Here is a 13,262-nt window from a genome sequence, read left to right as displayed (position 1 = left end):
CTTATAAGATTCGTGGTAAGTCTCCCCTTAATAAGGGGAGATTTAGAGGGGCTTAGATTTAGCAGGTTAAAATTAGGGCGATTAATCATGGATAAATTGAGTTTTAAATGACAGTAGAAAGCGAATATCAACTTGAAAATGAACTGATTAGCCAGCTCAAGCAATTGGGATATGCTGCGGTGACCATCAAGGATGAACGCCAACTACTGTCTAACCTGAAAACACAAATTGAACGTGCCAATGGACTAGCGCCCCTGTCAGAAACGGAATGGAAGCAGGTCATTAGCTTTCTAAATACAGGCACGGTATTTGAACGGGCTAAAAACTTACGTGACCAGTTTCCTGTCAAATTTGATGATGGTTCAAGCAAGCACATCTTCTTTTTATCAGATGAGCCAAGCAAAAATATCTATCAGGTCACCAACCAGATCACCATCGACCACCGCGACTATAATGGCAGAACCAGCCGTTTTGATGTGACCTTACTGGTCAATGGTTTGCCTTTGGTACAGATCGAGCTGAAAAAACGCGGCATGGAAATTGCCGAAGCTTTCAATCAGACCCAACGCTATATTCGTGAAGCATACTGGGCAGGGCAAGGGCTATTTGGTTTTATTCAGCTTTTTGTCATTAGTAATGGCGCCAATACCCGTTACTACTCCAACGGTACAACAGGCATCGAATTTGCCTTTCCATGGGCAGATGTTGCCAACAAACATATCAATGAAATTGTTGATTTTGCTGATGCCTTTTTAAATCATCAGCATCTTACAGACATGCTGACCCAATACATGGTAATGCTGGAAACCAGTAAAAGTTTGATGGTGCTACGTCCCTATCAGATTTATGCGGTACAGAAAATTGTTGAGCATGTGCAAAACTCCGATCAGAACGGCTATATCTGGCACACTACTGGTTCAGGCAAGACCCTGACTTCATTTAAAGCCAGTCAGATCATCATGAATATGCCCGATGTAGAAAAGGTCTTGTTTGTGGTGGATCGTAACGACCTCGACACACAAACCTCACGTGAGTTTAATGCTTTTAAAGCGGAGAGTGTGGATAGCACAGACAGCACGCATACTTTGGTCAAACAACTCGATCAACGCCACGACAAACTGATTGTGACCACCATCCAAAAGTTAAATCGTGCGATTAGCACAGACCGATATTTAGAATCGATTGATTATCTTAAAAATAAAAAAGTGGTGTTTATCTTTGATGAATGTCACCGTAGCCAATTTGGTGAGACTCATCAGAACATTAAAAAGTTCTTTAGTAATGCCCAGATGTTTGGATTCACGGGAACACCGATCTTTGAGGAAAATAGTCAATCTAAAGCAGGTTTGAAACTCACCACAGATTATTTATTCAATCAGTGTTTGCATCAATATGTCATTGTGGATGCGATTCGAGACCGCAATGTATTGCAGTTCCAGATTGATTACCGTGGCAAATATACTGCTAAAGGTATGGCAAGCAATGACCAGATTGATGAAGCGAGCTCGGCTGGGGTTTTTGACCCCCTAAATCCCCCTTATCAGGGAGACTTGCCAACACTTAATTCCCTCCCTGCAAAGGAAGGAGAGGCTTTACCCCTTCCCCTTTTAAAGGGGAAGGTCGGGATGGGGTTAATAGAAAATCATGAGCAATTTGACGAAGATGTCGAGGGGATTGATACCCAAGAGCTATATGACAATCCGCAGCGATTAGAAATGATTGCCCGTTATATCGTTGATACGCACGATACCAAAACCAAAAACCGTGAATTTACCGCAATGTTTTGTGTCAGTTCAGTGGATACCTTAACGCAGTATTATGAGTTATTTGAAAAGGTGCAGGCTGAGAAGCAACAACAAGACGAAGCGGAGGGGCGATTATTTAAACCTCTCACCATTGCGACCATTTTCTCCTACGGTGCGAATGAAGCTGTTGAGAACAACGACCAAAATGGCTTAATTCATGAAGAAGCCGCAGATATTCCAACTCAGGTCAATTCATCCAGTCGGGATAAGCTAGATCGTTACATTGCGAATTACAATCGACAGTTCAAAACTAACTACAACTCTGGTGATCAATTTTATGCGTATTACCGTGATATTGCAGATCGGGTAAAGAAAAAGCAGATTGATATTTTACTGGTCGTAAATATGTTCCTCACGGGCTTTGACTCAAAGCCGTTAAATACCTTGTATGTCGATAAGAATCTTAAATATCATGGTCTAATTCAGGCTTTTTCACGGACTAACCGTGTTTATAACGATAAAAAACCATTTGGGAATATCATTAGCTTCCGTAACCTAAAACGTGCTACAGATGAAGCACTCGCATTATTTTCCAATAAAGAAGCACGGAAGACTGTACTTGTCCCAAGCTTTGATGAAATCAAACAAGATTATGAGCAAGCGGTTGAAAAGCTACTCAGTATTACGCCTGATTATCAAACAGTAGATGATTTAGTCACAGAAGATCAACAACTAGAGTTCATCAAGGCATTCCGTGAAGTGATGCGCTACAACGCCCAGCTACAAACTTTCATTGAGTATGATCAAGACGACACTAAGCTTGATAAACAGCACTTTGCGAATTTTGCATCTAAATATGCCGATCTCTGTCGAGCGATTCGAAAAACCACCAAAAAAGAAAAAGTATCGGTTTTAGATGATATTGATTTCCAATTGGACCTACTGCACAGTGACCGCATTAATGTGGGGTATATCCTGACACTGCTACAGATGGCAGTGAATGCTGAAACAGATGAGCAGCGTAAGAAATACGAAGCTCAAGTCCATGATCTGATCGGCAGTGATATTAGCTTGCATGACAAGCAAGATTTGATTCAAAAATTCATCGAGCAGAATATGCCAAAAATGATCAACGGGCAAAGCGTACAAGTGGCTTTTGCTCAGTTCTGGGATGCAGAAAAAGAACAAGCCTATCAGCATTTTTGTAAAGAAGAAAACCTGAAACCTGAAGCAATGAAACAGGTTTTAGATAATTATGAGTTTAATAAACGTCTTCCACGCAAAGAGGAGATGAAAGAACTGCCAAACTATAAAGTCAAGTTATTTGAACGGGATAACGTGTTGACCAATTTATTGGTGAAAACACGTCAATTGATTGAGAAGTTTTATGTGGGGTTGTAGTGTAAGCGTCCGCTGAACCCCATGCTATTTTTTAATTTTGGTCGGATTTCCAGCGGTGTGGTAGCAATTCTTCTATTTGGGTCACTTTATGCGTCAGCAACCTTTTCAGCTCATCACTGAGATAGGCATACGGATCCAGCCCATTCAGCTTTGCTGACTGGATTAAAGTCATGATATTGGCCGCTCGTTGACCACTACGCAGCGAACCTGCAAATAGCCAGTTCTTGCGCCCCAACGCCCAGGGACGCATCTGATTCTCTATCCAATTGTTACAAAGCGGCGCTGTTCTGTTGTACCGTCAGTCTTTTTCCTGATCCACCTCTCTTATAATTGCTTAAGTTGTGTATGCATGTTTAAACACCCATATAGAGGATTAAACCACAAAAGGCCGAAGCAAAAATCACATACACCACATTGAGCTGAAATTTGAATAGTGCAATACATGCAGCCAAAGTAATAAATGCCGCTTCATAATTAAAAGGGTGATGAAAGCCGTTTGGCCAGAGCACATGATAACTAAAGAACAAGGCAAGATTGAGAATGACACCGACCACAGCAGCAGTAATCGCCGTGAGTGGCGCAGTAAATTTAAGTTCATTATGCGTGGATTCAATCATCGGAGCACCTGCGAGAATGAACACAAAGGAAAACAGGAATGTAAACCATGTGACAATAACTGCTCCAATTGTCCCAGCTAAAAATAAATGATCAGCACCCAATAATGCATGGTTATATGCGCCTAGAAAGCCAACAAAAGCCACCACCATAATCAGTGGGCCTGGGGTACTTTCACCCAGTGCCAGTCCATCAATCATCTGGGTTGGATCCAGCCATGCATAATGATTGACCGCACCTTGATAGACATAGGGTAAAACCGCATACGCACCGCCAAAAGTCAGCAAGGCAGCTTTGGTAAAGAACCATGCCATTTGGGTATAGGCATGTTGCCATCCCAGTCCCAGAGTCAAAACCAGCATTGGAACAAACCAGAGTAATGCTGCAATGCTCAGGATTTTGGCGAGTCTGGCCCAATGGAAAACTGCATGGGCAGGCGTCGGTGTATCATCATCTATCAGGGCCGCCCCATAACTTTTATGATCATTTTGATGGGAAGCCTGAGCGTTAAATAAATCTGGTTTTTGCTTACTCAGCACATAGCCAGCAATCGCAGCCGCTAAAATGATTAAGGGAAAAGGGGTGTTGAACACAAAGATGGCAATAAACGCAGCCACAGCAATCAACCAAAGATAAGCATTTTTTAGTGAGCGGCTGCCAATGCGGTAAGTTGCATGGAATACAATTGCGGTTACGGCAGGTTTAATCCCGTAAAACAGGCCTGCAATAATCGGTACATCACCAAACTGAACATAAATCCATGATAGGGCAATCAGGATAAATAATGATGGCAGAACAAACAAAATGCCAGCAACTAAGCCACCTGCGGTTCGGTGCATGAGCCAGCCAATATAAATGGCAAGTTGTTGTGCTTCTGGGCCAGGGAGTAACATGCAATAGTTGAGTGCGTGCAAAAATCTTTTTTCAGAAATCCAGCGTTTATTTTCCACAAGTTCCTGATGCATTACCGCTATTTGGCCAGCAGGCCCGCCAAAGCTGATAAACCCCAATTTAAGCCAGAAGCGAAAAGCATCCCAGAAAGAGACAGATTGAATCGGAGGTAGGGTATCTGATGGTTGCATGGAAATTTCCAAAGAATTTGTTTTTATGGCGAATGATGAATAGCTGGACTGATTTAACCTCGATATTTTAAGGAGTGAATCATTCAAAATGATGAAATGGCAGAGTTGTTAAAGATATTTTCATCACTTTGAATGTTTTTATTAAACCATAAGTTCTTTCAAAAATGCCCACGGAAATATGCCTTTATCATGTCCATCATCAAAGCAGATTTGAATGCCGTAGCCTTGTGAGTAAATCGCTGAAATGGCAACATTTTCAGGATACTGAATCTCTTTCTGTCGTAAACGACTGGCACGGCAAAATCCGCAGGGGCAATTGGCTCTCAATTGCTCATGGCTAAAATTCTTATGCTGACCATCTGCCCAACTCAGCAATAAACGTTGCTGTTCAACATTGACCTTGATTTCAGTGGGTTCAAGCTGCATTAAGTTTCTCCTGAATCAAGGCCAGTCCAATACGAATCGATTTACGTACTTCTGGATCGGGGTCTTCGGCGTGTTGTAATAAAATATTCTGTGCCTGTTCGCCGCCAATTTCACCTAATGCAATTGCCACTTCCTTACGCAAGTTGCTGATGTCATGCTGGAAATTTTCCTGTAATTTTGTAATCGCAGATTTGGCTTTCAGTAAGCCCAGACTACGCGTCACTGCAATTCGCACTTGCCAATAGCTGTCATCCAGTTGTTGCAACAGGATATTTTCCAGTTCGACCGCTTTCAGCTTGCCAATGGTCTTGGCCAAAGCAATTTGCTGCTCGTAGAGCAAATGGTCATTACTGGAGACAGGAACTTGCTTTACCCGACTTTTGGCCTCGTAATTCAAGGCCAGCTTAACCTGTGAGAACAGCTCATTCAGCACACGATCAAGCGTATAGGCAATGTAATAGTCCTCCGTTTCCTGACGCAGGTCACTTGGTCCTAGTCGCATTGGAAATAAAATGCCACACAAGTCATCCAGTATGGATTTAAGAGATTCCCTAGAAGGCAGTTCACGTCCGCCAAACTCCTTGATGCGATGTTGACGTTCACGCCATTCATGACGTGCTTGTTGTAAGCCCTCAACAACAGGCTGGATTTTCCATTTGCTCACGCTGATTCCTTGCAAAACCAAGTATTAAATTAATCTGAAAATCGCTGGGTGAAAAAACAGCATCAATCTTGTAACCACGGTAACTGGTGGGTACGCCAGCCATTGCTTTGGTTGCGTTGCTGCAATTCATTCAGGTCACCCTCAAAACCCTCAAGCACATTGTAGACCTGGGCAAAACCCACGCTAAATGCAGCAGTTGCGGCCAGAGCCGAACGTTTGCCACTTCGGCAGAGCAACAGAATGGTTTTATCCTTGCCGACCTTGCTTTCAAGTTCTTTCAGGAAGCGCGGATTGCGGTTGAATGAGGTGCCAGTTGCCCATGCAACATGGATACTTTCAGGTACATAACCGACAAATTTGCGTTCCTCACTGGTACGCACATCAACTAAAACAGCATGACCCTGTTCAACCAGACACCATGCTTCGACAGGCGGCACACTGCCCGTAAAATCGAGTTCATTTTCTTCCGCGTAGTGTTGTGCGCGCTGTAAAATGTCTTGTGGGTTTGCAGATAAACCGTGAGTTGTAGTAATGGATTCTACGGCTTGGGTAGAATCAAATTGAGCATTCATTTTTATAACCTTTCATACATCAGCGGGATGATGTTTTTATCTTATGACTGTTTTTATATTCAGGAAAATAAGCAAAATTTATTTATATATCTATTTTTGATAAATAATCGAATTTTATTAAATGAGTGTGGATATGGATTTTAAAACTAAAAATCTTATTTTAAGTGGATTGTATGATTAGGGATTTATTTATCACAATTAAATATTTTAAATTTACATCAAACCCACACCTATATAAGTTAACCTTAAATCGAATTCAGGGTTAATGTATATAAGGTGGATCAAGTAAAACCTGAACCGTATCGGGTTTGTCGGAGACTTTTTTATTTAAGTTAGGCCAACTGACCTAACGGATTAATCTTATCATAGTACATTGCTTCAAACTCAAAAGGCGATACATAACCCAGTGCACTGTGTACACGCTTTTTATTGAACCAATCTACCCAATTTAATGTCGCAAGTTGTACATCTGCTAAACCTTGCCAATCTGCTTTTAAATATTCAATCACCTCTGTTTTGTATAAGCCATTCACCGTTTCAGCCAAAGCATTATCGTATGAATCACCTGTCGTACCGACTGATGCTCGTAAATTTGCTGCTTCTAAACGATTGGTATAGCGAATAGAAAGATATTAAACACCTCTATCGGAATGATGAATCACATTCTTTGGCATGCCTCGATCGTGCAATGCTTGCTCAAGTGCATCGAGAACCATATCTGTATTCATGCGTGTCGATACTTTCCATCCAACAATTGCTCGTGAAAACACATCAATAATAAAGGCGGTATAGACCCAGCATTTGTGTGGGCGGTCGAGCTCCGCCTGGATGAAAAAAGCGGCTGCTTTACGTAGAATTTCATTGGCACGCTTTAATTCTTTAATTTCACGTTCCATTTGCTTCATTTTTTCTTGGTCAGATATCTGTTGTACTTTAATGGGATTTTGCTGATCTAAATGCTTTTGATACCAAACATGTAGAGTTTCAGGAGTACAGCCAATTTTAGGCGCAATTGCAGAAACTGCTGCCCAGTTCGATGGATAATCTTTTTTAGATTCAATCAATAATTGAACCGCTCTTTCTCTGATTTCAGGGGGATATTTTAATTTTGTCATCGGGACCCTACGCTTCGCTACGTCTTGCGAAGCAATGCTTCTCATCTCAGAATATTGACTCTCCGACAAACCTGGTACTCACATTTGGGTAAAACGAACGACACCATTTGTTTGCTGGATTTGCCCTATATCCAGACCTGAATCTTTAAACCATGTTAGATAATCCCAATGCTGTTGTTCCGCATAGTGGATCAGGCTGGCCAGAATGGTCGGTGGTGTAAATTGTTGCGCACCAGTTGTATGAATGATTCGTTTAGGCATAAGTCCGTTTTGCCCTCCAAAATAAACTCTTTTTAACCCTTTTGGATATCGTATAATTTTGTTTAACTTTCAACATGCTTTATAACAGACAGCTAGAAAAAGAACTTAAAAGGAAAATACCAATGTATCAAGTTGGTTGGGATAAACAGGAAATTAAAATTACACCAAAAGGCTATGCCATGTTTGGCTATGGACAATGGTCACATCGTGCCTATGAAAAACGTACGGCGTTATATGCACGTAGCTTTAGTATTATTGATCAGCAACAGCATCGGCTCATTATCTGCTGTCTGGATTTAGGTTGTATTACCCATGCCATGCGCAGTCAATCTATGCAGCGATTACAGCAAATATTGGGTTCCCAGTTTGATGAAAATCAATTGGTGTTGATGGCAACCCATACCCATTCTGGGCCAGGGGGCTGTGCCCATGAAGCCTTATATAACATGCCAACCCCAGGTTTTGTGCCTGAACATTTAAATGCAATTGTGGATGCCATTGTGCTGAGTATTCAAACTTGCATTAATACTGAACAAGACACTGAGATTTGTCTTAGCACCCAGCATTTTGCCGCAGATACACCTGTGGCATGGAATCGCTCGATTAAGGCTTATAACCGTAATCCAGAGGTGAAGCCATATTCAGAGCGTGAAACACATTTGGCTTTAAACCGTGAAATGCAACTGATCGGTTTTTATCGGGAACAAAAGTTACAATCCTTTATTTCATTGTTTGGTGTCCATGCTACTTGTCTTGGTAATAAATTAAAGGCTTATGATGGGGACAATAAAGGTTATGCCGCTGCATTTTCTGAGCAGGCTTTAATTGAGCAAGGGATTCAAAATCCAGTCACGATTTTTGCTCAAGCCACTGCAGGCGATGTCTCTCCGCATTTTCATGGCAAAGATCAGCTTAAAATTCGTAACAAGATTAAAGGCGAACAGGAATACCAATATGCACAGCAAAATGGACGCTATCAAAGTGAACTGGCTTTGGCTGCATTCCAGCAATCTGTAAAGCCAATACAAGGAAAAATTGATGCGATATGTTCCTATGTGGATTTAAGCAATATTGAGATTCCAACTGAATTTGCACAAGGGCAGATTGGCGCAAAAACCAGTCAACCCTGTCATGGCACCGCTTTTTTTGCAGGCACACCCGTCGATGGATTAGGCGCACCAAAGCCATTAATTAAAGGTATGCAGTTTTTGGCAGACCAATTGCGTAAACAAAAGAGCAAAAATCCCAAGGCAGCAGATTTTGTCAACTATCAACAACTCTATGCTTCACAGGGGCCGAAACAGATTGTATTAGAGACAGGCTCTAAAAAGATTTTGGGTCAGCCGATTGGTTTTCCGCCCAGTATTCTTGATCCTCTCATTGCAGAGATGAACCGACAGGTCAAGGCAGGCGCGATTCAGCAGAGTCCATTGGTGCCAAACGTTGTGCCATTACAGATGATTCGATTGGGGAATTTGGCAATAGTCTGCTGTCCAGGCGAGTTCACCACCATTGCAGGACAACGGGTTGTGGATACGGTAAAACAGGTATTTGCTAATCAGTCTGATATAGAGCGCGTTTGGTTGGCCTCCTACTGCAATGATTATATGGGCTATGTCACCACCTATGAAGAATATCAGGAACAGGCCTATGAGGGTGGACATACCTTATTTGGACAATGGACACTGGCGGCTTGCCAAAGCAAATTCAAGTTATTGGCTGAACAATTATTGCTGGATAAAAATCAGCGTAATTATGATCAAGTCACACGACCAAAACCGATTCCACAACAGGAACTCGCAAAACGAAGCAATCATGGCAATTTAAAAACTGCCACAAGCCAGGGAGAGGCAGTATGAGTGATTTAACCCAAACCACATGGACGAACTGGTCAGGCTTTCAGAAATCCAATCCACAACAGATTCTACAACCTGCCAATACTCATGAATTGCAGAGCATTGTTCGGGATCATGCAAAAATACGGCTGGTGGGTGCAGGGCATTCATTTACCCCGTTAGTGTGTACCGATGCAACCTTAGTATCTTTAGATCGAATTTCAGGTGTTGCATCTTTCGATCTAGAACGTTGTCAAAGCAATATTTATGCGGGCACACGTTTATACGATTTAGATCAGTATTTACAGCAGCAATCCATTAATCAGGCTTTGATCAATCAGGGCGATATTGACCAGCAGAGTCTGGCAGGGGCTGTCTCCACAGGTACACATGGGACAGGAGCCGATTTGCACTGTATTTCGGCTTATGTGGAAGCCTTTGAGCTACTTACCGCTTCGGGTGAAATTTTAAAATGTAGTCGAACCGAAAACCCTGAAATCTTTGCCGCTGGGCGCGTTTCCCTGGGAAGTCTGGGAATATTGACCAAGATCACTATGCAGAATCGACCTCGCTATAAGCTCAAAGAGCATATTCAACTTTGTCTAGTCGAGGACATGATGCAGCACATCCAGCAATGGAAACACCAGCATCGGCATATTGAATGCTTTATCTTTTGCTATGAAAAACAGTTGATGTTGAAAACGCTGGATGAAACCGATAAGGCGATTTTGCCACGCAAGGAAAATTTCCCCTCGGATGATACCTTGCTGACCATGTGTTCTGAATTGACCAAAAGCTTTCCCTCACTGAATCCGTATTTACAGAAATTGTTGGGTATTTTTGTCAAACCAAGCACCTATATTGACTGGTCGAGTAAGATATTTCCAACGCCGCGTAATACCAAGTTTAATGAAATGGAATACCATGTTCCCGTTGATCAGGGCATTGCATGTCTGGATGAGGTGTTGCGTGCCTTAAGAAAGCATCAGGTTGCCACCTTTTTTCCACTGGAATTTCGCTTTGTCAAAGGTGATGATATTTGGCTCAGTCCGTTTTATCAGCAGGATTCAATTTCGATTTCAGTACATCAATATCATAAACAGGACCCACGTTTAATCTTTGATGTAGTTGAGCCAATTTTGCAGAAATATCAGGGACGCCCACATTGGGGTAAAATGCATACGATGAGCACCGTACAGCTTCGGGCATTATACCCAAAGTGGGATGATTTTATGGCCTTGCGTCAGCAGCTTGACCCACAGGCCAAGTTTTTAAATCCATATCTGGAAAAGTTATTTTTAGCAAAAGATTAAAACAATAAGGACGTGAGTATGCTGGATTATTTTTTTAAACAACTCAATCTTGATCTAAAAAAGCAGGGGATGGCGACACCGCAACTCATCCTGGATGAGGCTGCCTTAAAACAAAATATCCAGCATGTTCAAGTAAGACTTATGCATGCCCAACACTTAAAACCACGTCTGGTGGTAAAATCTCTGGCGTGCTTAGACTTATTAAAAATGCTGTCTGAACAGATCAATACCCAGCGATTTATGCTGTTCCATCAACCGCATATCATTGCAATATTAGAAAACTTTGCCGAAGCGGATATTTTGCTGGGCAAGCCGATGCCAACCCAAGCGGTACATCATTTCTACGAACAACACTCGCAATGGTCTGATGCAAAGATTCAATGGCTGATTGATACCGAACAACGCCTACAGCAATATCTGGAGATTGCCCAAGCCTATTCGATTTGCTTGCAAGTGAATATTGAAATTGATGTCGGTTTGCATCGTGGTGGGGTGCAGTCAACCCAGCAACTCACTGAAATATTAAAGCTGATTCAGCAATATCCACAGTATTTAAAACTGTCGGGTTTAATGGGTTATGATGCGCATGTCACCAAGATTCCAGCCCTGATTAAAAAACCAGAACTGGCCTATCAGCAATCCCAACACATCTATTCCGAATATCAAAAACTGATTCAAAAACAGTTTCCTACGTTGTGGGGTGATAATCTTTGTTTCAATGGCGGGGGCAGTCCTACTTTTAGTTTTCATACCACAGAAAGTGTTTGCAATGATCTGTCTTTTGGTTCGATGTTATTAAAACCAAGCGATTTTGACAGTCAGTTTTTAGCCGCTTTACGGCCAGCTTTATGGATTGCTACGCCAGTATTAAAAGTATTGTCTTATACCCAACTTCCCGCCATGTCTGTACTGGATAAACTGCCACACAAATCTAAAGCCCTATTTATTTATGGCGGCTATTGGCTGGCCAATTATGTCTATCCGAAACAAGCACATCCGCATTTTCTATATGGACGGAGTAGCAATCAGGAGTTAGTCAACGTTCCAAGAGATTGTGATATTCAGGTCGATGATTTTGTATTTTTAAGACCAACGCAAAGTGAAGCGATTATTCCGCAATTTTCAACTTTAAATTTATATCAGCGAAATACCTTTAAAACATGGCAAAGCTTTCGAGAATAAAAAAAGCCTTGCACAATAACAAGGCTTTAGACATTCACATAAGCGCTTATTGCTTTACAATCAGCACAGGAATATGTGATTCAGTTAAAACGGCACGCGCAACGCTACCCAATAGCAGACGTTTTACCCCTGTACGCCCATGCGAACCCATAATGATAAGATCGGCTCCCACTTCATCGGCGACAAAGATAATACCCTCACTGGCTGGGCCATGATGAATTTTGGTTTGAACCTCAATTCCATCGCGAATGAAAGATTGAGAAATATCTTGTAGTTGGGTTTTAGCATGCGCTTCAGCCTGCATAAAATGATCGGTAATGGCTGGTACCACTTGATAAAAATCAACACCGACATATGGATCAACGGCCACCACGCTGAGTACAGTTACTTTTGCCCCTGATAATTTTGCTAAAGACAGTGTATGTTCAACTGCTGCATAAGAAATTGGAGAATCATCAACAGCGACTAAAATATTTTGATAAGACATATTTACTCCTTATAGTTTATCGTTGTAAAAGATAAAAGTATAAGCAGTTGATAACATATTGAACGCGGTCTAGCAAAATATAACGCTAGGAATATCATGGTATTTTTGTAATTCGGCTAAATATTAACTTTAGACACGATGCTGAATTTAACACTATTTAAAATCATGGGAACATTTGTGCTACTGAGTCTGGAAGCATTTAAACAGCAAAAATTTGATCAGATGGCCGCCAAAATTATGGATGACCCTGATAGCTATCTGGCTTTTGACTCCGTTTCGGATTTTTATAAAGCCACATGGCTGGATGAATTTCCACAGGGCACCACATGGTCAGCGACAGGACTGGATGATGGTGCTGAACACTTCTATGCCATCATTGAATACGGCAACCATTACCTATACATCAGCCATATTGAGCACGTAACGGTAAAACTATGTATGCGGTATCATTACAATAAAAATAACTAATCCGTGCAGTCACCCATTTTTTTCAAGAAAATTCTTTGTTCTACAAGAGACAGTGCTATAATTTTGTACAATCCCGAAATCCTAATTACAATGAAA

Annotated in this window: 10 protein-coding genes and 4 pseudogenes; 5 read left to right on the top strand and 9 right to left on the bottom strand. The window is 41.7% G+C overall.

Annotated elements, in window-relative coordinates:
- Window positions 1-107: 107 nt before the first annotated feature.
- Window positions 108-3,146 carry a type I restriction endonuclease subunit R gene (locus tag F967_RS09705; protein WP_004799611.1) on the top strand — a complete coding sequence of 1,013 codons (3,039 nt, stop codon included), beginning with the start codon at window positions 108-110 and terminating at the stop codon, window positions 3,144-3,146.
- Between the two features lie 31 nt (window positions 3,147-3,177).
- On the opposite strand, the pseudogene F967_RS09700 reads toward F967_RS09705, so the two are convergent.
- The 8 genes and pseudogenes from F967_RS09700 to F967_RS09665 all read right to left on the bottom strand — a co-directional run.
- Window positions 3,178-3,426, bottom strand: a pseudogene (locus F967_RS09700) (transposase domain-containing protein); the annotation flags it as partial.
- 73 nt (window positions 3,427-3,499) lie between these two features.
- Window positions 3,500-4,843 carry a chromate efflux transporter gene (gene chrA, locus F967_RS09695; protein WP_004682735.1) on the bottom strand — a complete coding sequence of 448 codons (1,344 nt, stop codon included), beginning with the start codon at window positions 4,841-4,843 and terminating at the stop codon, window positions 3,500-3,502.
- A 141-nt stretch (window positions 4,844-4,984) separates the two neighbouring features.
- Window positions 4,985-5,269, bottom strand: a complete 285-nt coding sequence (locus F967_RS09690) for a gamma-butyrobetaine hydroxylase-like domain-containing protein (protein WP_004676728.1) — start codon at window positions 5,267-5,269, stop codon at window positions 4,985-4,987.
- Window positions 5,259-5,534, bottom strand: a complete 276-nt coding sequence (locus F967_RS14755; protein WP_414630961.1) for a HEAT repeat domain-containing protein — start codon at window positions 5,532-5,534, stop codon at window positions 5,259-5,261. The genes F967_RS09690 and F967_RS14755 overlap by 11 nt, the downstream gene beginning before the upstream one ends.
- 114 nt (window positions 5,535-5,648) lie before the next feature.
- Window positions 5,649-5,933, bottom strand: a pseudogene (locus tag F967_RS14750) (serine acetyltransferase); the annotation flags it as partial.
- Window positions 5,934-5,995: 62 nt separating this feature from the next.
- Window positions 5,996-6,505 (bottom strand): rhodanese-like domain-containing protein, encoded by a 510-nt coding sequence (locus tag F967_RS09680; RefSeq protein ID WP_004761700.1) that lies wholly within the window; start codon window positions 6,503-6,505, stop codon window positions 5,996-5,998.
- A gap of 332 nt (window positions 6,506-6,837) precedes the next feature.
- Window positions 6,838-7,620: pseudogene (locus F967_RS13900) on the bottom strand (IS3 family transposase).
- An 81-nt stretch (window positions 7,621-7,701) separates the two neighbouring features.
- Window positions 7,702-7,935, bottom strand: a pseudogene (locus F967_RS09665) (AraC family transcriptional regulator); the annotation flags it as partial.
- A 68-nt stretch (window positions 7,936-8,003) separates the two neighbouring features.
- On the opposite strand from F967_RS09665, the gene F967_RS09660 reads away from it, so the two are divergent.
- Genes F967_RS09660 through F967_RS09650 form a run of 3 tightly spaced genes read left to right on the top strand, consistent with a single transcriptional unit; the run spans window position 8,004 to window position 12,211 of the window.
- The gene (locus tag F967_RS09660; protein ID WP_004799604.1) at window positions 8,004-9,740 is read left to right on the top strand and encodes a neutral/alkaline non-lysosomal ceramidase N-terminal domain-containing protein; all 1,737 of its coding nucleotides are present in this window, start codon (window positions 8,004-8,006) and stop codon (window positions 9,738-9,740) included.
- The gene (locus F967_RS09655; RefSeq protein ID WP_004799601.1) at window positions 9,737-11,029 is read left to right on the top strand and encodes a D-arabinono-1,4-lactone oxidase; all 1,293 of its coding nucleotides are present in this window, start codon (window positions 9,737-9,739) and stop codon (window positions 11,027-11,029) included. The genes F967_RS09660 and F967_RS09655 overlap by 4 nt, the downstream gene beginning before the upstream one ends.
- Window positions 11,030-11,047: 18 nt before the next feature.
- Window positions 11,048-12,211, top strand: coding sequence for an alanine racemase (locus F967_RS09650; RefSeq protein WP_004799600.1), 1,164 nt, complete (start codon window positions 11,048-11,050; stop codon window positions 12,209-12,211).
- A 46-nt stretch (window positions 12,212-12,257) separates the two neighbouring features.
- Here F967_RS09650 and F967_RS09645 read toward each other — a convergent pair whose 3' ends face one another.
- Window positions 12,258-12,698 (bottom strand): universal stress protein, encoded by a 441-nt coding sequence (locus tag F967_RS09645; RefSeq protein WP_004676742.1) that lies wholly within the window; start codon window positions 12,696-12,698, stop codon window positions 12,258-12,260.
- Between the two features lie 177 nt (window positions 12,699-12,875).
- On the opposite strand from F967_RS09645, the gene F967_RS09640 reads away from it, so the two are divergent.
- A complete protein-coding gene (locus F967_RS09640; RefSeq protein WP_026040014.1) occupies window positions 12,876-13,166 on the top strand; it encodes a hypothetical protein in 291 nt (96 codons plus the stop codon).
- Window positions 13,167-13,262 lie beyond the last annotated feature (96 nt).

It is taken from the genome of Acinetobacter sp. CIP 102637, from assembly GCF_000368425.1.
GTDB lineage: Bacteria > Pseudomonadota > Gammaproteobacteria > Pseudomonadales > Moraxellaceae > Acinetobacter > Acinetobacter parvus.
Note: the sequence above shows the minus strand (reverse complement) of the source record. Positions and strands in the feature narration are given on the sequence as shown.